Annotated in this window: 14 protein-coding genes and 1 pseudogene; 10 read left to right on the top strand and 5 right to left on the bottom strand. The window is 68.6% G+C overall.

The window, feature by feature from the left end:
* A pseudogene (locus OXS49_RS21520) lies at nucleotides 1–311 on the top strand (hypothetical protein); the annotation flags it as partial.
* Between the two features lie 100 nt (nucleotides 312–411).
* On the opposite strand, the gene OXS49_RS21525 reads toward OXS49_RS21520, so the two are convergent.
* The gene (locus OXS49_RS21525; RefSeq protein WP_346016965.1) at nucleotides 412–840 is read right to left on the bottom strand and encodes a L,D-transpeptidase; all 429 of its coding nucleotides are present in this window, start codon (nucleotides 838–840) and stop codon (nucleotides 412–414) included.
* Between the two features lie 247 nt (nucleotides 841–1,087).
* Here OXS49_RS21525 and OXS49_RS21530 point away from each other — a divergent pair, with 247 nt between their 5' ends.
* The 8 genes from OXS49_RS21530 to metH all read left to right on the top strand — a co-directional run bounded on the left by OXS49_RS21530 (nucleotide 1,088) and on the right by metH (nucleotide 12,856).
* Nucleotides 1,088–2,461, top strand: a complete 1,374-nt coding sequence (locus OXS49_RS21530; RefSeq protein WP_267426621.1) for a dicarboxylate/amino acid:cation symporter — start codon at nucleotides 1,088–1,090, stop codon at nucleotides 2,459–2,461.
* Nucleotides 2,461–3,387: an ROK family protein gene (locus tag OXS49_RS21535; protein WP_267426622.1), complete on the top strand. Its 927-nt coding sequence runs from the start codon at nucleotides 2,461–2,463 to the stop codon at nucleotides 3,385–3,387. The genes OXS49_RS21530 and OXS49_RS21535 overlap by 1 nt, the downstream gene beginning before the upstream one ends.
* 327 nt (nucleotides 3,388–3,714) lie before the next feature.
* The gene (locus OXS49_RS21540; protein ID WP_267426623.1) at nucleotides 3,715–5,436 is read left to right on the top strand and encodes an enoyl-CoA hydratase-related protein; all 1,722 of its coding nucleotides are present in this window, start codon (nucleotides 3,715–3,717) and stop codon (nucleotides 5,434–5,436) included.
* 130 nt (nucleotides 5,437–5,566) lie between these two features.
* On the top strand, nucleotides 5,567–6,463 hold the full coding sequence (locus OXS49_RS21545) for a bestrophin family protein (protein ID WP_243998490.1): 897 nt from the start codon (nucleotides 5,567–5,569) through the stop codon (nucleotides 6,461–6,463).
* Between the two features lie 196 nt (nucleotides 6,464–6,659).
* Nucleotides 6,660–7,670 (top strand): metalloregulator ArsR/SmtB family transcription factor, encoded by a 1,011-nt coding sequence (locus OXS49_RS21550; protein WP_243998488.1) that lies wholly within the window; start codon nucleotides 6,660–6,662, stop codon nucleotides 7,668–7,670.
* Nucleotides 7,671–7,717: 47 nt separating this feature from the next.
* Nucleotides 7,718–8,638, top strand: coding sequence for a methylenetetrahydrofolate reductase [NAD(P)H] (metF, locus tag OXS49_RS21555; protein ID WP_243998486.1), 921 nt, complete (start codon nucleotides 7,718–7,720; stop codon nucleotides 8,636–8,638).
* Between the two features lie 62 nt (nucleotides 8,639–8,700).
* Nucleotides 8,701–8,934, top strand: coding sequence for a hypothetical protein (locus OXS49_RS21560; RefSeq protein WP_267426625.1), 234 nt, complete (start codon nucleotides 8,701–8,703; stop codon nucleotides 8,932–8,934).
* A gap of 169 nt (nucleotides 8,935–9,103) precedes the next feature.
* Complete coding sequence (gene metH, locus OXS49_RS21565) at nucleotides 9,104–12,856, top strand: methionine synthase (RefSeq protein ID WP_267426641.1); 3,753 nt, start codon at nucleotides 9,104–9,106, stop codon at nucleotides 12,854–12,856.
* 77 nt (nucleotides 12,857–12,933) lie between these two features.
* Here the strand turns inward: metH and OXS49_RS21570 are convergent, their stop codons facing one another.
* The 4 genes from OXS49_RS21570 to OXS49_RS21585 form a co-directional block, all read right to left on the bottom strand.
* On the bottom strand, nucleotides 12,934–13,938 hold the full coding sequence (locus OXS49_RS21570; RefSeq protein WP_267426626.1) for an SMP-30/gluconolactonase/LRE family protein: 1,005 nt from the start codon (nucleotides 13,936–13,938) through the stop codon (nucleotides 12,934–12,936).
* Nucleotides 13,939–14,156: 218 nt separating this feature from the next.
* On the bottom strand, nucleotides 14,157–15,887 hold the full coding sequence (gene araD / locus OXS49_RS21575; protein WP_243998480.1) for an L-arabinonate dehydratase: 1,731 nt from the start codon (nucleotides 15,885–15,887) through the stop codon (nucleotides 14,157–14,159).
* Nucleotides 15,888–15,903: 16 nt separating this feature from the next.
* The gene (locus OXS49_RS21580) at nucleotides 15,904–17,247 is read right to left on the bottom strand and encodes an MFS transporter (RefSeq protein WP_267426627.1); all 1,344 of its coding nucleotides are present in this window, start codon (nucleotides 17,245–17,247) and stop codon (nucleotides 15,904–15,906) included.
* A 54-nt stretch (nucleotides 17,248–17,301) separates the two neighbouring features.
* On the bottom strand, nucleotides 17,302–18,021 hold the full coding sequence (locus OXS49_RS21585; RefSeq protein ID WP_267426628.1) for a ribonuclease activity regulator RraA: 720 nt from the start codon (nucleotides 18,019–18,021) through the stop codon (nucleotides 17,302–17,304).
* A gap of 179 nt (nucleotides 18,022–18,200) precedes the next feature.
* On the opposite strand from OXS49_RS21585, the gene OXS49_RS21590 reads away from it, so the two are divergent.
* The gene (locus OXS49_RS21590) at nucleotides 18,201–18,890 is read left to right on the top strand and encodes a GntR family transcriptional regulator (RefSeq protein ID WP_267426629.1); all 690 of its coding nucleotides are present in this window, start codon (nucleotides 18,201–18,203) and stop codon (nucleotides 18,888–18,890) included.
* Nucleotides 18,891–18,947: the final 57 nt, after the last annotated feature.

Genomic DNA, 18,947 nt, shown 5'->3' on the forward strand with positions numbered 1-18,947 from the left:
TCGCAGCGGATCACAGCGCGCCGGAGCCCGAGCATCACGCCGAGCCGGAAGCTCCGCCGCCCGCCCCGGAGCCCGTCGTCCATCAGCCGGTCCACCAGGAAGCCCCCGCGGCACAGGCCAGTGCTTCGGACGCGCTGCACGGCGACACCCGCATCGACGATGTGATCGAGAGCCTGTCGCAGGCGCTCGGCGCGGCGATCCACCAGCAGCCGGAGCATGGCGGCGAGGCCAAGGACGGAAAGAGCGAGGATCCGGGTTCGATGTTCGAGCGCTGGACCGTGCGCCCCCGCCGCACCCAGCAGCAGACCTGAGACGCCGTCCGGCCAAGCCGGAACGACGCGTGATATCCGGGCCGCGGTGCATGATGTGCCGCGGCCCTCTTTGTATGCGGGGCGCCCGGCCCGCCCGGCCTCAGTTGCGGATCACCACCGCCGCCCCACCCCGGTTGCGAGCCAGTTGAAACAGAGCGGCCGCGTGACCTGGCGACAGGCGGATGCAGCCGTGGCTGGCCCGGCGCCCGAGCGAGCCCGTCGCGTAAGTGCCATGGATCGCGTAGCCGCCGCGGAAGAACATGGCGTGCGGCATCGGCGAGCCGTGATACTTGCGCGAGCGCCACATCGGGGCCATCAGCCCGACCCGGAACCGGCCGTTGGGCGTGACGTAGCCGGTCCGGGCGGTGGACACGGGCCAGTCATAGGCGGGATAGCCATCGACGAAGACGCGCATCCGCTGGCGCCCCTGGTCGATCTGGGCGACGATTCCGGCCGAGGCCGGAGCGGACAGGACGCAGGACAAGAGTCCGCCGAGCAACGCGGCCCCGGCCCAATGACGCACAGCCACGGAAAACCTCCGGAATGTCTCTGAACGCCGTTGGACGGAGGGCGAAATCCGGCGGCAGTCAAAAAATAGCCGCGCTTCATGGGATGAGCGCGAATGTCGGTCGGGAGAAGTACTTTACGGGTGGGATCGACAGGTTTTTGTCACGGTTGGTTCCCGGTAGATTACCGACCTGCCGTTGAGGCGCGGGACGAGAGTCGCTAGCGTGCCACCAAATCGGGAGGGTGCGCGGCAGTCGCACGGGATGGACATGGCACAGGCAATCCACGCGACAGGTCCGGCCGCCGCGCCGCGCGAACCCTGGTACAAGGTGCTCTACATCCAGGTTCTGATTGCCATCGCCCTCGGCGTCCTGCTTGGCTGGTACGACCCGGCCGCCGGCAAGGCGATGAAATGGCTCGGCGACGCCTTCATCGGCCTGATCAAGATGATGATCGCGCCGATCATCTTCTGCACCATCGTGCACGGCATTGCGTCGGTCGGCGACCTCAAGAAGGTCGGCCGGGTCGGCGTGAAGGCGCTGTTCTATTTCGAGGTGGTCTCCACCCTGGCGCTGCTGGTCGGCGTGCTGGTCGGCGAGGTGATCAAGCCCGGCGCCGGCTTCAACGCCGACCCGTCGAAGCTGGATGCCAGCAAGGTCGCGAGCTACGCCAACAAGGCGGCGGCCGATTCCACCGTGGCCCACATCCTGGCGATCATCCCCAAGAGCTTCTTCGACCCCTTCGCCACCGGCGACCTGCTGCAGGTTCTGCTGATCTCGATCCTCACGGGTGTCGTGGTGACGAGCCTGGGCGAGCGGGCGGCTGCGGTGAACCACGCGATCGACACCGCCGGGCAGATCTTCTTCAAGATCATCGGCATCGTGGTGAAGCTCGCCCCCGTGGGCGCCTTCGGCGCCATGGCGTTCACCATCGGCGAGTACGGCATCCAGAAGGTCTACGACCTCGCGTGGCTGGTCGGCACCTTCTACGTCACCGCGATCCTGTTCGTCCTCGTGGTGCTCGGCTCGATCGCCCGGGTAGCGGGCTTCTCGATCCTGCGCTTCCTCGCCTACATCAAGGACGAGTTGCTGATCGTGGTCGGCACCTCCTCGTCCGAGACGGTGCTGCCGCAGCTCATGACCAAGATGCGCCGGCTCGGCGCCTCGGATTCGGTCGTCGGGCTGGTGGTGCCCACGGGTTACTCGTTCAACCTCGACGGCACCAACATCTACATGACGCTGGCCACCCTGTTCCTGGCGCAGGCGGTGGGCGCGGATCTGACCGTCTCGCAATACGCGACCATCATCCTGGTGGCGATGCTGACCTCGAAGGGCGCCTCGGGCGTGACCGGCGCGGGCTTCATCACCCTGGCGGCGACGCTCTCGGCGATCCCCAACAGCCCGGTCCCGGTGGCCGCCATGACCCTGGTGCTCGGCATCGACAAGTTCATGTCCGAGTGCCGCGCGCTCACCAACCTCGTGGGCAACGGCGTCGCCTGCGTGGTGATCAGCCGCTGGGAAAGCGAGCTCGACATGGCCAAGCTCAACGAGGTCATGGCCCATCCGGTCGCCATCGGCACGCACATCACCGACGAGACGCCGCAGCCGATGGGGACGGACGGCAAGGTCGCCGCCGCCGAGTGATGGCGGCCTCTTCCGGCCGGGCGCGCCTCGGCATCGATCTCGGCGGCACCAAGATCGCCGGGATCGTCCTCGACCGGGACGGCGCGACGCTGGCCGAGGCCCGGATGGCCGCCCCGCGCGGCGACTACCGGGCGACGATCGAAGCGTTGGCAAGCCTCGTCCTGAAGCTCGAGGCCGCGGCGGGCACGCCCTGCACCGTCGGCATCGGCATGCCGGGGAGCCTGTCCCCCGCCACCGGCCTCGTGCGCAACGCCAATTCATACTGGCTCAACGGACATCCCTTCGCGGCGGATCTCGCCCGACGGCTCGAGCGGCCGCTACGGATCGAGAACGACGCCAACTGCCTCGCCGTCTCGGAGGCGATCGACGGCGCGGGCGCGGGCGCACGGGTCGTCTGGGCGGTGATCCTCGGCACCGGCGTCGGCTCGGGCATCGCCATCGACGGACGGGTGCTCACGGGCCGCAACGCGATCGCTGGCGAATGGGGCCACGGCCCGCTTCCGGGGGCCCGGGACGACGAGCGGCCGGGTGCCTCCTGCTATTGCGGTCGGCGCGGCTGCGTCGAGACTTGGCTGGCCGGGCCCGGTCTCGCGGCCGACCACGCGCGGCGGCACGGTGGGGACATGTCCGCCGAGGCGATCGTAGCCGCCGCCCGCGCCGGCGACCCCGAGGCGCAGGCGACGCTGGCCAACCACCTCGACCGGCTCGGACGAGCGGCCGCCCAGGTGGTGAACCTACTGGATCCGGACGTGATCGTGATCGGCGGCGGCCTGTCGCGGATCCCCGAACTGATCGCCGGGCTGCCCGCGGCGGTCGCCCCACACGTCTTCTCCGACGCCTTCGACACCCCGGTGCGGGCGAGCCTGCACGGCGACGCCTCGGGCGTGCGCGGGGCGGCGTGGCTGTGGGACGCCGAGCCGGTCTGACGTCTGCGTCCCGGCGGAGCACATCGTCCCGAGCTATCTGCGCACGCCCGAAGCGGCCCCTGGGGCGCCCTGAGCGCGACCGCCCGTTCGGAAGACCGCCACGCGGCAAAGCTTGATCGAAGTCGTTTCATAGAATAGATCGCATCGACGCTGATGTCCTGATCGATTCGACGCGCTTTTTTGATCGTCAAATCCGTTTTATAGATTCAAGACGTTTTCGGAAGACAATAAAATACAGGGAATAAACCCGAGATTGGTTTGGTTCCAGCCGAATTGATATCGGGTATTCTCATGCGCGTGCTTCTCGTCTCTTCCGCGTTCAACAGCATGACGCAGAGGTTTTTCGTCGAGCTGTCCGATGCCGGGCATGAGGTCGCGGTCGAGGTCTATGCCGGCGACGAGGACCGCCTCGCCGACGCGTTCGCGGCGTTCCGCCCGGATCTGACGATCGCCCCGTTCCTCACCCGCGCCATCCCGGAACGGCTCTGGCGCGCCTATCTCACGCTGATCGTCCACCCGGGGATCGAGGGCGACCGCGGTCCCTCGGCCCTCGACTGGGCCATCCAGGAGCGCTGGGACATCTGGGGCGTCACCCTGCTGCAGGCCGAGGCCGAGATGGATGCCGGCCCGATCTGGGCGACGCGGACCTTCCCGCTGCGCCAAGCGCCCAAGAGCAGCATCTACCGCCGAGAGGCGATCGACGGCGCGGTGTCCTGCCTGTGGGAGGCGCTGGCCAATCTCGAACGGCCCGACTTCCGCCCGCGGCCGCTCGACTATGCCGCCCCGACCGCCCTCGGCCGCCTGCGCCCGTCGATGAAGCAGGCGGACCGCCGCATCGACTGGAGCCAGCATGAGACGGCCGAGATCCTCGCGCGCATCCACGCGGCCGACGGGGTGCCGGGCGTCCTCGACGAGCTCTACGGCCGGCCGGTCTACCTGCACGCCGCCAGCGCCGAGCCGCGCCTGCGGGGCGAGCCGGGCGCGGTGATCGCCCGGTCGGAGAGCGGCGCGATCTGCCGGGCGACGGTGGACGGTGCGGTCTGGATCGGCCGCCTGAAGCCGAAGCAGGAGGGCGGCATCAAGCTCGACGCCGTTCAGGTGCTCGGCGATGCGCTTCCCGCGGACCTGCCGGTGGTCGGCCCCTCGGAGGAGCTCGCCTATCCGAACCCGGTCGAGGCGGTGCGCAGCGAGCGTCAGGGCGACGTCATCCACCTGCGCTTCGACTTCCATAACGGCGCGATGAGCACGGCCCAGTGCCGCCAGCTCCAGGCCGCGTTCGAACAGGCGCGGGCCCAGGCACCCAAGGTGATCGTGCTCGCGGGCGGCGAGGATCTCTGGTCGAACGGCATCCACCTCAACGCGATCGAGGCCAGCGCGGATGCCGCCGCCGAATCCTGGGCCAACATCGTGGCCATGGACGACCTGATCCGCGCGATCATCCTGGCGACCGACACGGTCGTGGTGGCTGCGGTCGGCCGCAATGTCGGCGCCGGCGGGGCGATCCTGCCGCTGGCTGCAGATTTCGTGCTGGTCCGCGAGGGCGTGGTGCTCAACCCGCATTACCGCAACATGGGCTGGCTCTACGGCTCGGAGTACTGGACCTACCTGCTGCCCCGTCGGGTCGGGTGGGAGCGCGCGGTCGAACTGACCGAATCTTGCCTGCCCATCAGCGCCCGCCGGGCCACGGACATCGGCCTCGCCGACCGGGCGGTTGCCGGTGAGGCGTTCGCGCTGTCCGTGCAGGCCTTCGCGGCCGCGAAGGTGGAGGATCACGCCGCGATCACCGCGCGCAAGCAGGCGGCGCGGGCCGCCGACGAGGCGCATCGCCCGCTGGCGCAGTATCGGCGCGCCGAGCTGACACAGATGTACCGGAACTTCTTCCAGCCGGATTCGCCCTACCACCGGGCGCGCAACGCCTTCGTGTTCAAGCGTCCCGCCTGCTGGTCGCCGGCCTCCGTCCGCCTGCTCACCAGCACGGCGGAGGCAGAGGGGGCCGCGCTGCCGGCGCTGTCCGAAACCTGCCTCGTGCGGGAGGCCGTCGGCTTCTGAAGCCCGACGTCCGCGACGATGGGGCAAAGGCACCCGGCTCGCACATCTGACGCAGACGTGTTGAGCCGGATGCCTTGCGGGCCTGGGTCAAGCGGGGCACGAGGGCCGCGCCCTCCACTCCGATGCCCGCATGATCGTCCGCCCCCGGCCCAACCTTCTGACCCTGCTGTTCACCCTGCACGGCTCGATCCTGCCGCGGGTGGCGCCGAAGCTCGTCGGCATCGTCGCGGTGTCCTGCGCGATGGTGTGGACGGAGGCGCGCTGGCCCGCCTTCTTCCCGGTCAGCGCGGGGGTGACGCCGTTCACGGTGGTGGGCCTCGCGCTGTCGATCTTCCTGAGCTTCCGCAACAACGCCTGCTACGAGCGCTGGTGGGAGGCCCGGAAGCACTGGGGCAGCCTGATCGGCGAGGTGCGCAACCTCGCCCGCGCCCTGCCGGCTCTGCTCCCGGACCGGGAGGCGGCGCCACAGCTCCGGCGCCTGTCGGCCTTCGCGCACGGCTTGCGGGCTCGCCTGCGGGCCCTCGACGAGGCCGCGGCCGTGGACGGCAGGGTCCCCGGGTCGGACCTGTCCGGCCCGAACCCCACGGATGCGGTGCTCGCCGCCATGACCCGTGATCTGGCCGTCCTCCTGCGCGCGGGTCGGCTCACCGACATCCAGTTCGGCCTCCTGGAGGCACGGATCGAGGCACTGTCGGGCGTCCACACCGCCTGCGAACGGCTGGCCAACACGCCGCTCCCCTTCGCCTACACGCTCCTCGTCTACCGGACCGCATGGCTCTACTGCCTGCTCCTGCCGGTGGGGCTCGCGGGCTCCCTGGGCTGGGGGACGCCGATCGTGGTGGCGCTCGTCGGCTACACGTTCTTCGGCCTCGACGCCCTCGGCGACGAGCTGGAGGAACCCTTCGGCACCGAGCCGAACGATCTGCCCCTCGACGCGATGGTCCGCACCGTGGACCGGATCGTCCACCACGCGCTCGGCGAGCCGATGCCGGAGCCGCTGCGCCCGGACGGGTACTGGCTGCGCTGAAGCGATCCCGGGTTTCCAAAGGGCTCAGCCCTTTGGCGGGGGTACCGGGGGGAGCCCCGGTGGATCGGGCTTCGCCCAACGATCGGGCACAGCCCGACAGCAGGGCGCTGCCCTGCACCCGCGAAAGGTCGGGACCTTTCGAATCCATGACGTTTCGCGCTTGCGCCCAACGCGAAACGCACATAAACATATCTTTATGTCTATCGAAGCGGTGCGAGAGGCGGGAGCGATTCCCTTTCCGGAAGCCCTGGGCGTCTTGCGCGCGGCTGCCGAGGAGACACGCCTGCGCATCCTGGCGCTGCTCGTCGAGGGGGAGCTTTCGGTCTCGGACCTCACCGACATCCTCGGCCAGTCGCAGCCGCGGATCTCGCGCCATCTCAAGCTTTTGGTCGAGGCCGGGCTGGTCGAGCGCCACCGGGAGGGTGCGTGGGCGTTCTTCCGCCTGTCCGAAGCCCGCGCCGGGCTGGCCGATCCGCTTCTGTCCGGGCTGGACCGAACCACGCCGCCCCTCTCCGAGGACCGTGCCCGTCTCGATGCCGTGCGCGCGCAGCGGGCCGATACGGCCCAGACCTTCTTCGCCCGGCTGGCGCCCAAATGGGACGAGCTGCGCTCCCTGCACATCTGCGAAACCGTCGTCGAGGCAGCGGTGCTCAATGCGCTGGGCGACCGTCCGATCGGCAGCCTGATCGATCTCGGGACCGGCACCGGCCGGATGCTCGGCCTGTTGGCGCCCCTCGCCGGGCGGGCCACCGGGCTCGATTCGAGCCACGCCATGCTGTCGGTCGCCCGGGCCAACCTGGAGCGTCAGGGCCTGTCGCGGGTGGACCTGCGGCAGGGCGACATCCATGCCCCACCCTTCGCCCGGGCGAGCTTCGATCTCGTGGTGGTGCATCAGGTGCTGCATTATCTGGACGACCCGGCCCGGGCCCTGCGCGGGGCCGCACGGCTCGTGGCGCCGGGCGGTCGGTTGCTGGTGGTGGATTTCGCCACCCACGAGCTGGAATTCCTGCGCACGGGTCAGGCCCATCGGCGGCTCGGCTTCTCGGCCGAGCAGGTGTCCGGCTGGCTCGCGGAGGCCGGGCTTGCGACAATCACCACCCGCGATCTGGCGCCGCGCGAGTCGGGCCAGCTCACCGTCACACTTTGGCTGGCTCAGGACGGGCTCGCCGACGACATCACCGAACAGCCCCAGCGCGCCGTCGCCTGAGGCTCAGATCCATCGTCTGAACCGACCGACATAGAGGACGAGACCCGATGCGCCGTTCCACCCACCGCGCCAGCCGCGACGGCTACCACCCGATCCGCGTCTCCATCGAGTTCTTCCCGCCGAAGACCGACGAGATGGAGAAGATCCTCTGGGCCTCGATCGAGCGCCTCGCGCCGCTCCAGCCGAGCTTCGTCTCGGTGACCTACGGCGCCGGTGGCTCGACCCGCGAGCGAACCCACAACACGGTGGCGCGGATGGTCCACGAAACCAGCCTCAAGCCCGCCGCCCACCTCACCTGCGTGGACGCGAGCCGCGAGGAGATCGACGCGGTGGTCCAGTCCTACTGGGATGCGGGCGTGCGCCACATCGTAGCTCTACGCGGCGATCCAGCCGAAGGCGTCGGCCATGCCTACCGGCCGCATCCGGAGGGCTACGCCTCGACCGCGGAGCTGGTGGAGGGAATCAAGCGGATCGGCGACTTCAAGGTCTCGGTCTCGGCCTACCCCGAGAAGCATCCCGAGGCGGCCTCCCTCGACGCCGACATCGACGCGCTGAAGGCCAAGGTCGATGCCGGCGCCGACCAGGCGATCACCCAGTTCTTCTTCGAGAACGAGATCTATCTGCGCTACCTGGAGAAGGTCCGGGCCGCCGGGATCACGATCCCGATCATCCCGGGCATCCTGCCGGTGCAGAACTTCAAGCAGGCGGCGAACTTCGCCCGCCGCACCGGCGCCTCGGTGCCGTACTGGCTGGCCGCCCGATTTGAAGGGCTGGAGAGCGATGTCGAGACCCGCCGCCTTGTGGCCGGCGCGGTGGCGGCCGAGCAGGTGCTCGACCTTGTGGACGAGGGCGTGAACGACTTCCACTTCTACTCGATGAACCGCTCGGATCTCGTCTACGCGATCTGCCACCTGCTCGGCCTGCGTGCCCAAGCGCCGAAGCTGGCGGCGGCGAAGGCGGCGGCTTAGATTTCAGCTGCGCCCCGTGCGGGCGCGGCAGGGGGTTCATCGCGATGGCTGAGCCACCGGATATGATCGTTCCGCTCCTCCGGGAGATGAGAGCGGAGTTGGGCGCAGGTTTCGAGCGCGTCGACCGCAAGCTCGAAGAGCACGACGCGCGGTTCGACAAACTTGAACGCCGGTTCGACAATCTCCGCGAAGCCGTGAACGGCGAATCGGTCCTTGGCCGCTACGCCGCCGCGGAGGTCGAGGACCGGCTCGACGCGATCGAGAAGCGCCTCGCAGCCCTGGAAAAGACGGGTTGACCGCGCCCGGCCCGAAACGCCGATCGATCCCACCCTCCACCTCATCCTGAGGTGCCGCGAAAGCGGCCTCGAAGGAGGGTTAAAGAGAACACCGAGACATCTGGAGGCCTCCTGCGAGGCCTCCGCTTCGCTCCGGCACCTCGGATGAGGTGATCTGACAGGACGCATGATGACCGCTTTTGCCCCCGTCGACGGCACCGAGATCGCCAAGGCCCTGCGCCAGCGCGCGGCGGAGAAGATCCTCGTCCTCGACGGGGCGATGGGCACGGTGATCCAGCGGCTCAAGTACTCGGAAGAGGACTTTCGCGGGGACCGGTTCAAGGATCACAGCCACGATCAGAAGGGCAACAACGACCTCCTGATCCTGACCCAGCCTGACGCGATCCGGCAGATCCACCTCGACTACTTCCTGGCCGGCGCCGACGTCTGCGAGACCAACACCTTCTCGGGCACCACCATCGCCCAGGCCGATTACGGCATGGAATCGATCATCCACGAGCTGAACGCCCAAGGCGCGCGGCTCGCCCGGGAGGCCGCCAAGCTCGCTGAAGAGAAGGATGGCCGCCGCCGCTTCGTGGCCGGCGCCATCGGCCCGACGAACCGCACCCTGTCGATCTCGCCGGACGTGAACGATCCAGGCTTCCGGGCGGTCACCTTCGATCAGGTCAAGCAGGCCTATGTCGAGCAGATCCACGGCCTGATCGACGGCGGCGCCGAGCTGATCCTGATCGAGACGATCTTCGACACGCTCAACGCCAAGGCGGCGGTGGCGGCGGCGTGGCAGGTCTTCGACGAGACCGGCATCCGGCTGCCGATCCAGATCTCCGGCACGATCACGGATCTCTCGGGCCGCACCCTGTCGGGCCAGACCCCGGCGGCCTTCTGGCACTCCCTGCGCCATTCCGAGCCGCTGACCTTCGGCCTCAACTGCGCGCTCGGCGCCCGCGAGATGCGCGGCCACATCGCCGAGCTGTCGCGGATCTGCGACACGCTGGTCTGCGCCTACCCGAATGCCGGCCTGCCGAACGAGTTCGGCCTCTACGACGAGAGCCCGGAGGCGATGGGCAAGCTGGTCGGCGAATTCGCCGAATCCGGCCTCGTCAACATGGTCGGCGGCTGCTGTGGCACCACACCGGACCATATCCGGGCCATCGCGGAGGCGGTCGCCGGCAAGGCGCCGCGGCCGATCCCCGAGGTGCCCCGCCTGATGCGGCTGTCGGGCCTCGAGCCCTTCGTGCTCACGAAGGAGATCCCCTTCGTGAATGTCGGTGAGCGCACGAACGTCACCGGCTCGGCCAAATTCCGCAAACTGATCACCAACGGCGACTACGCGGCGGCGCTCGACGTCGCGCGCGATCAGGTCGCGGCCGGCGCCCAGGTGATCGACGTCAACATGGATGAGGGCCTGCTCGACTCGCAGAAGGCGATGGTCGAGTTCCTCAACCTCGTCGCCGCCGAGCCCGACATCGCCCGGGTGCCCGTGATGGTCGATTCCTCGAAGTTCGAGGTGATCGAGGCCGGCTTGAAGTGCATCCAGGGCAAGCCGATCGTGAACTCGATCTCCATGAAGGAGGGCGCGGACAAGTTCATCGAGGCCGCAAAGGTCTGCCGCTCCTACGGCGCCGCCGTGGTGGTGATGGCCTTCGACGAGCAGGGGCAGGCGGACAGCTACGAGCGCAAGGTCGAGATCTGCACCAAGGCCTACCGGATCCTGACCGAGCAGGTCGGCTTCCCGCCCGAGGACATCATCTTCGATCCGAATATTTTTGCGGTTGCCACGGGTATTGAAGAACACAATCCGTATGGTGTCGCCTTCATCGACGCGACCCGCACGATCCGCGAGACCCTGCCGCACGCCCATATCTCGGGGGGCGTCTCGAACCTCAGCTTCGCGTTCCGCGGCAACGAGCCGGTGCGCGAGGCGATGCACGCGGTGTTCCTGTTCCACTGCATCCAGGCGGGCATGGATATGGGCATCGTCAATGCCGGCCAGCTTGCCGTCTACGACGAGATCCCGGCCGAGCTGCGCGAGCTGTGCGAGGACGTGGTCCTCAACCGCCGCGACGATTCCACCGAGCGCCTGCTGGAGGCGGCGGAGCGGTTCAAGACTGGCGCCTCGGCGCAGGCCAAGACCGCAGATCTGACCTGGCGCGAGGCGCCGGTCGCCAAGCGCATCGAGCACGCCCTGGTCAACGGCATCACCGAGTACATCGTGGCCGACACCGAAGAGGCCCGCCAGGGTGTCGAGCGCCCGCTCCACGTCATCGAGGGCCCGCTGATGTCGGGCATGAACGTGGTCGGCGACCTGTTTGGGGCGGGCAAGATGTTCCTGCCGCAGGTGGTGAAATCCGCCCGGGTGATGAAGCAGGCGGTCGCCTATCTCGAGCCCTACATGGAGGCCGAGAAGCTCGCCAATGGCGGCGACGGCAAGCGGCAGGCCGCCGGCAAGGTGCTGATGGCCACCGTGAAGGGCGACGTCCACGATATCGGCAAGAACATCGTCGGCGTCGTGCTGGCCTGCAACAACTACGAGATCATCGATCTCGGCGTGATGGTGCCGGCTGCCAAGATCCTGGAGACCGCCAAGCGCGAGCAGGTCGACATCGTCGGCCTGTCGGGCCTGATCACCCCGTCGCTGGACGAGATGGTCCATGTGGCCGGCGAGATGGAGCGCGAGGGGTTCGACGTGCCGCTGCTGATCGGCGGCGCCACCACCAGCCGCGTCCACACGGCGGTGAAGATCCACCCGGCCTACGCCAAGGGTCAGGCGATCTACGTCACCGATGCGAGCCGCGCGGTCGGTGTGGTGTCGAGCCTGATCTCCAAGGAGACCCGCGGCGCCACGATCGAGAAGGTCCGGGCCGAGTACGCCAAGGTCGCCGACGCCCACAAGCGCTCGGAACTCGACAAGCAGCGGCTGCCGCTGGCCAAGGCCCGCGCCAACCCGTTCAAGATCGACTGGTCGGCCTACAAGCCGGCCAAGCCGAGCTTCACCGGCGCCCGGGTCTACGGCTCCTACGAGGTCGCCGACCTCGTGCCCTACATCGACTGGACGCCGTTCCTGCAGACCTACGAGTTCAAGGGCCGCTTCCCGGCGATCCTGGACGACCCCGATCAGGGCCCGGCCGCCCGCGCCCTCTACGAGGATGCGCAGGAGATGCTGAAGCAGATCGTGGCGGAGCGCTGGTTCAATCCGAAGGCGGTGATCGGCTTCTGGCCGGCCAACAGCATCGGCGACGACATCGCGCTCTACACGGGCGAGAGCCGGTCGGATCGGCTGGCGACCTTCCACGGCCTGCGCCAGCAGCTCTCGAAGCGGGACGGGCGTTCGAACACCTGCCTGTCGGACTTCGTGGCGCCGGCCGAGACCGGCATCGCCGACTATATCGGCGGCTTCGTGGTGACGGCCGGCCTGGAGGAGGTTCGGATCGCCGAGCGGTTCGAGCGGGCCAACGACGATTACCGGGCAATCCTCGTGAAGGCCCTGGCCGACCGCATCGCCGAGGCCTTCGCCGAGCGCATGCACGAGCGGGTGCGCAAGGAGTTCTGGGGCTACGCGGCCACGGAGACCTACGCCCCCGAAGAGCTGATGAAGGAGGAGTACGCCGGGATCCGCCCCGCCCCCGGTTACCCGTCCCAGCCCGACCACACCGAGAAGACCACGCTGTTCGATCTGCTCAAGGCCGAGAGCCGGATCGGCGTGAAGCTCACCGAATCCTACGCGATGTGGCCGGGCTCCTCGGTGTCTGGGGTCTACATCGCCCATCCGGAGGCGCATTACTTCGGCGTCGCCAAGGTGGAGCGCGATCAGGTCGAGGATTACGCGGTCCGCAAGGGCATGGATGTCCGCGAGGTCGAGCGCTGGCTCGGGCCGATCCTGAATTACGACCCGGCGCGATATCTGGCGGAAGCCGCGGAGTAGGGCGGGCGGGGGCTCACGCCCCCGTCCTTGCAAGCGGAGCCGGATAGGAAAGAACCATCGGATTCCGCGAAGCGGTTTCAGCAGGTCCCGGCACCCCGCGTGTTCACGTACAGCGCGTAGATCGCGTGCACCGCCGTCATCAGCAACAGATTGCGGTTGAGGCCGCCGAAGCACAGGTTGGCGCAGCGTTCCGGCAGGCGGATCCGGCCAATCGGCTTGGCCTGCGGCGACAGCACCAGAACCCCGTCCTCGGCCTCGCTCATCCCCCAGCCGCACCACAGGTTGCCATCGACATCGACCCGGAACCCGTCCGGCGTACCGGTGCCGGCATCGTAGAACACCCGCCCGTTGGCGATCCTGGTGCCATTCTCGACCACGTCGTAGACGCGGATCAGGCGGTTGGGCTTGGCCCGGGCCTCGATGACGTAGAGCTTCGACTCGTCCGGCGAGAAGCACAGGCCGTTCGGCCCTGCCACACCTTCGACCGCGACGTTGGCCTGTCCCGTCTTCGGATCGATCCGGTAGACGTTGCCCGGAAGCTCCGGCGCCGCCATCGACTCGTGCGGGTTCGGCCCGAAGGCCGGATCGGTGAACCAGATCGCCCCGTCGGAATGGCACACCACGTCGTTGGGCGAATTCAGCGGCTTGCCGTCGAACCGGTCGAGCAGCGTGGTGAGGCTGCCGTCGTGCTCGGTGCGGGTGACGCTGCGGCTCTTGTGCTGGCAGGTGATCAGCCGGCCCAGCCGGTCGCGGGTGTTGCCGTTGGCGTAGTTCGACGGATTGCGGAACACCGAGAGCGTGCCCGAAGACTCGTCCCACTTCATGATCCGGTCGTTGACGACGTCGCTGAACAGCAGCGAACCCATATCGCCGAACCAGACCGGCCCCTCCGCCCAGCGAAAGCCCGTGGCGACCCGCTCCACCGTCGCCGAGGCGAGACGGTACTTGGCGAAGGCCTGATCGAGGATCTCCACGGCCGGGTCGGGCACGCGCTGCGACGGTTCCCAGCCCGCCCCCGCCGCCCGTGCGGCCCCGATGAGGGCCGCCCCGGCGAGCAGCCCCCTGCGCGCGATCATCGCCATGCGTCCTCCCTGTGTAATACTCGGCTTGGGACACGCGCCCTCCTCCCCCTTGCGGGGAGGAGTCGGAGGTGGGGGTGGGTGCAGGAGGCACCGGACCGCTCGATCCTGCGGCCACCCCTGACCCTTCCCCGCAAGGGGGAGGGAACCCGCGCTTCGTTCCAGATCGCTTCGTCCGGCCGCGCTGTGTGAATTCAGAAGCCGGGCGACCCGAGGAAGGGTCAGTGGATCTCGGGTTCCGGGATTCCGCCCGCGCCCTCCAGGAAATCGAAGTCGCAGCCCTCGTGGGCCTGCCGCACGTGCTGGGCGAACAGGCGGTTGTAGCCCCGCGGGTAGGCCCGGTCCGGCGGCCGGAACGCCTTCACGCGCTCGGCGATCGCGGCGTCGTCGAGATGCAGGTGGATCCGTCGTCCCGGCACGTCCACGGTGATCAGATCGCCGTTGCGGACCGCCGCGAGCGGCCCGCCGGCCGCCGATTCCGGCGCGACGTGCAGGATGCAGGCGCCGTAGCTGGTGCCGCTCATCCGCGCGTCCGAGATCCGGACCATGTCGCGCACGCCCTGCCGCAGCAGCACCTTCGGGATCGGCAGCATGCCCCATTCCGGCATGCCGGGGCCGCCGATCGGTCCGGCATTGCGCAGGATCATCACGTGGTCGGGCGTCACGTCGAGGTCGAGGTCGTTCACCGCCGCGTTCATCGCGTCGTAATTGTCGAAGACCAGCGCCGGGCCGGTATGCTGAAGGAAGCGCGGGTCGGCAGCCGGCGGCTTGATCACGCAGCCATCCGGGGCGAGGTTGCCGTAGAGGATCGCGGTGCCGCCCATGGCGACGATCGGCTGGTCCAGCGGCCGGATCACGTCGTCGTTGAAGACCCGGATGCCAGCGAGCCCGTCGCCGATCGTGCCGCCGCTGACCGCGCGGGCGTCGAGGTGGAGGAGGGGGGTGAGTCGGGCCATCAGCGCCCGGATCCCGCCCGCGATGTGGAAATCCTCCATCAGCCACTGACCGGAGGGGCGTAGGTTGGCGATCACCGGCACACGCTGGGCGAAGTCGTCGAACTCGGTGAGCTTGACCGGAATGCCGGCGCGCCCCGCCATGGCGACGAGGTGGATCATCGCGTTGGTCGAGCCGGCGAGCGCGTTGTGGACGACCAGCGCGTTGTCGACGGAGCGCCGGTCGAGGATGTCGGAGGGCTTCAGATCCTCCCAGATCATCTCGACGATCCGCCGGCCGCAGGCGCCGGCCATGCGGGGATGGTCGGCATCCGCCGCCGGGATCGAGGCCGCGCCCGGCAGGGTGAGCCCCAAGGCCTCGGTGATCGACGTCATGGTCGACGCCGTGCCCATGGTCATGCAGGTGCCGGCCGAGCGGGCGATGCCCGCCTCCATGTCGTTCCACTCCTGTGTGGTGATGTTCCCGGCCTCCTTCTCGGCCCAGTACTTCCACACGTCGGAGCCCGAACCGAGGATCGTGCCGCCGGAATGCCCGCGCATCATCGGGCCGGCCGGCAGGAAGATCATCGGCAGGTTCATGGAGATGCCGCCCATCACGGTGCCGGGCGTGGTCTTGTCGCAACCGCCCATCAGCACCGCGCCGTCTACGGGATGCTGGCGCAGCAGCTCCTCGACCTCCATGGCGAGGAGGTTGCGGTAGAGCATCGTGGTGGGCTTCACGAAGTTCTCTGACAGCGAGAGCGCCGGCAGCTCGATCGGAAAGCCCCCCGCCTGCCAGACGCCGCGCTTCACGTGCTCGACCCGGGCCTTGAAGTGCTGGTGGCAGGGGTTGATGTCGCTCCACGTGTTGATGATGCCGATCACCGGCTTGTCGCTGAAGTCGGCGCGCTCGTAGCCCATCTGGAGCATGCGCGAGCGGTGGCCGAAGCTGCGCAGGTCGGTGGCGCCGAACCAGCGCTGGCTGCGCAGCTCGCCCAGGGTCTTCTTGCGTGCGCTCATTGCGATGCCCTTCGTCTCACGCGTTGGGACGGACCGCGCCGGCCGCGCCCGCCTCCGTGGCCGGCGCCTGCGGGCGGATCGACACGAAGGCAAGCGCAGCCGAGGCCAGGGCGCAGCCCGCCAGGAAGTAGAGCCCGGCCTCGTAGGTGCCGGTCGTATCCTTCAGCCAGCCCAGGACATAGGGGCCGACGAAGCCGCCGAGATTGCCGATCGCGTTGATCAGCGCGATGCCGCCGGCCGCCGCGGACCCCGACAGGAACTCAGCCGGCAGGGGCCAGAAAGCCGGCTTGGTGCCGTAGAGGCCCACCGTCGCCACCGACATCGCCGCCAGCGCCCAGAGGCTGCCGAGCAGCGGGCCCGACGCGATCAGGCCGATGGCGGCGATGACCGCCGCGACGACGAAGTGCCAGCGCCGCTCGTTGCGCCGGTCCGACGACCAGCTCCACGAGACCATGCCGATGGTGCCCACGACGTACGGGACCGCGGTCGCGAGCCCGGTCTGCCAATCGGTGAGCTTCAGGCTCTTGAGGATCGGCGGCAGGAAGAAGGTGATGCCGTAGGTCGCCGTGACGATGGTGAAGTAGATCCCCGCCAGGGTCAGGACCCGGGCATCGGTCAACGCCTGCCGGAGCGTGAAGTGGCCATGCGCCTTCACGGTGCTGCGGCGCTCCGCCTCCAGCGTGTCCTCCAGCCAGCGGCGCTCATCCGCGGCGAGCCAGGTCGCCTTGGCGGGCCGGTCGGTCATCAACGCGAGCACCACGAAGGCCAGGATGATGGCGGGCACCGCCTCGACCATGAACAGCCATTGCCAGCCGTGGAAGCCGAGCACCCCGTCGAGCTGGAGCAGCGCGCCCGAGATCACCGCCGTCAGGGCGTTCGAGCCCGGCACCGCCAGGAACAGGGCCGCCACCACCCGGGCCCGGTATTTCCGCGGGAACCAATAGGTGAAGTACAGGATCATGCCGGGGAAGAATCCGGCCTCGGCGACGCCGAGCAGGAAGCGCATCACCAGAAAGCTGGTCGGCCCGGCGATGAACGCCATGCCGCCCGCGATCAGCCCCCAGGTGATCATGATCCGGGCGATCCAGATCCGCGCGCCGGCGCGCTCCAGGAGGACGTTGCTCGGCACCTCGAAGAAGAAGTAGCCGAGGAAGAAGATCCCCGCGCCCCAGCCGTAGAGCGTCGCCGAGAAGCCGAATTCCCGGTTCAGCCCGAAGGAGGCAAATCCGACATTCGTCCGGTCCATGTAGGCGACGAAGTAGATCACCACGATCAGCGGCAGGAGTCGCCACGAGACCTTGGAAACCGTCCGCCGCTCGATCTCGGGCTCCGCCGTGACCGTTGGAATGCCAGACACCATGGCGTCCTCCCTGTTCTGATCGTGCTTGGTGGCGCCCGCGAACGGGGCCGGCTTTCAGCGGCCGGTCTGCTTCCGCCAGGCTGCGAAATCGGCGAGGCTCTGCTCGTCGGTCGCCGGGTAGAGGCCAAGGATCGAGCGGCCCTTGCGGACCTCTTCGGTGACGAAATCCTCGTAGGCGGTCATCTCGACCGCCTCGTCGGCGACCGCGTCGGCGATGTGGGCCGGGATCACCGCGACGCCGTCGCCATCACCCACGATCACGTCGCCGGGGAAGACCGGGGCATCGCCGCAGCCGATCGGCACGTTGATGTCGATTGCCTGATGGATGGTGAGGTTCGTCGGCGCGGACGGGCGCACGTGGTAGCTCGGCATGTCGAGGGCGGCGATCTCGTCGGCATCGCGGAACCCGCCATCGGTCACGAGGCCGGCGCAGCCGCGTACCATTAGCCGGGTCGCCAGGATCGAGCCCGCGGAGGCGGCCCGCGCATCCTTGCGGCTGTCGATCACGAACACGGCGCCGGGCGGGCATTCCTCCACGGCCTTGCGCTGCGGATGCGCCCGGTCACGGAACACCGTGATCGGGTTCAGGTCCTCGCGGGCCGGCATGTAGCGGAGCGTGAAGGCCTCGCCGACCATCGTGGCGCCGCCTTTCTTCAAGGGCAGGACGCCCTGGATCATTTGGTTGCGGAAGCCGCGCTTGTAGAGGGCGGTCATCAGCGTCGCCGTGCTGACAGTCTTCAGCTTGGCGCGCGTCCCCTCGGACAGCCCAGACATCGGTTTCCTCCCTGGATGGTCGTGTCGCTCCGCCGCACGGTTCTTGTGGAACCGCCGTGAGTGCCGACTGATATCTCAGAAGTTGAGTAGCACGCCGTGCGTCGCCATTGTCAATGCCGCGACATGGCGTCAGACAAATCCTGAAACCCATGCAGCATGACTTGGCTGGAGAGAAACTTGTGTCGGCAGGATCGGGCCTGAACGGCCTCGCAGTGACGGGACGGCCGCGCTCCCTCGCGGAGACCGCCTACGACGCCATCGAACAGATGATCATCAGCCGCCGCCTCGCCCCCGGGGCGATGGTGTCGGAGGGCGAGTTGGGCGAGGAACTGGCGCTCGGCCGCACCCCGGTCCGAGAGGCGCTGGCGCGGCTGAAGACCATCGGCTTCGTCGAAGTCCATCCGCGCCGGGGCGTGCTGGTCACGCCCGTCGACATCATCACGCATCTCGAACTGCTCGAAGTCCGGCGCCCCCTCGACGAGACGGTGGCGCGCTGCGTGATCGCGCGCGGATCGGACCAGGAACTCGCCGCCCTCGCAGGCGGTGTCGCCGGGCTGCTCACCGCCGCCGGGGCCCGGGATCGGGAGACCTATTTCCGCAGCAAGCGGACGCTGCACGAGGCGATGGTGAAAGCCGCCCACAACGCCACCCTGACCAGCACCATGGCGGCGCTCCACGCCCAGTCCCGGCGCTTCTGGTACACCTACGAGCCGACCGCGAGCTTTCTCGATTGTGCCCGGATCCATGCGGGGATCGTGGCCGGCGTTGTGGCCCGCGATGCCGAGAGGGCGGTTGCCGGTATCGGCACCCTGTTCGACTTTCTCGACCAGATGACACGCAGCGCCCTCGACCGTAGGCCGCTCGTCTGACAGGTTGACGGCCACCATCGGGCCTCTATCCTCAGCTGAGATATCACCGGCATCTCA

Source organism: Methylobacterium sp. GC_Met_2 (genome assembly GCF_026540795.1).
Taxonomy (GTDB): Bacteria; Pseudomonadota; Alphaproteobacteria; order Rhizobiales; family Beijerinckiaceae; genus Methylobacterium.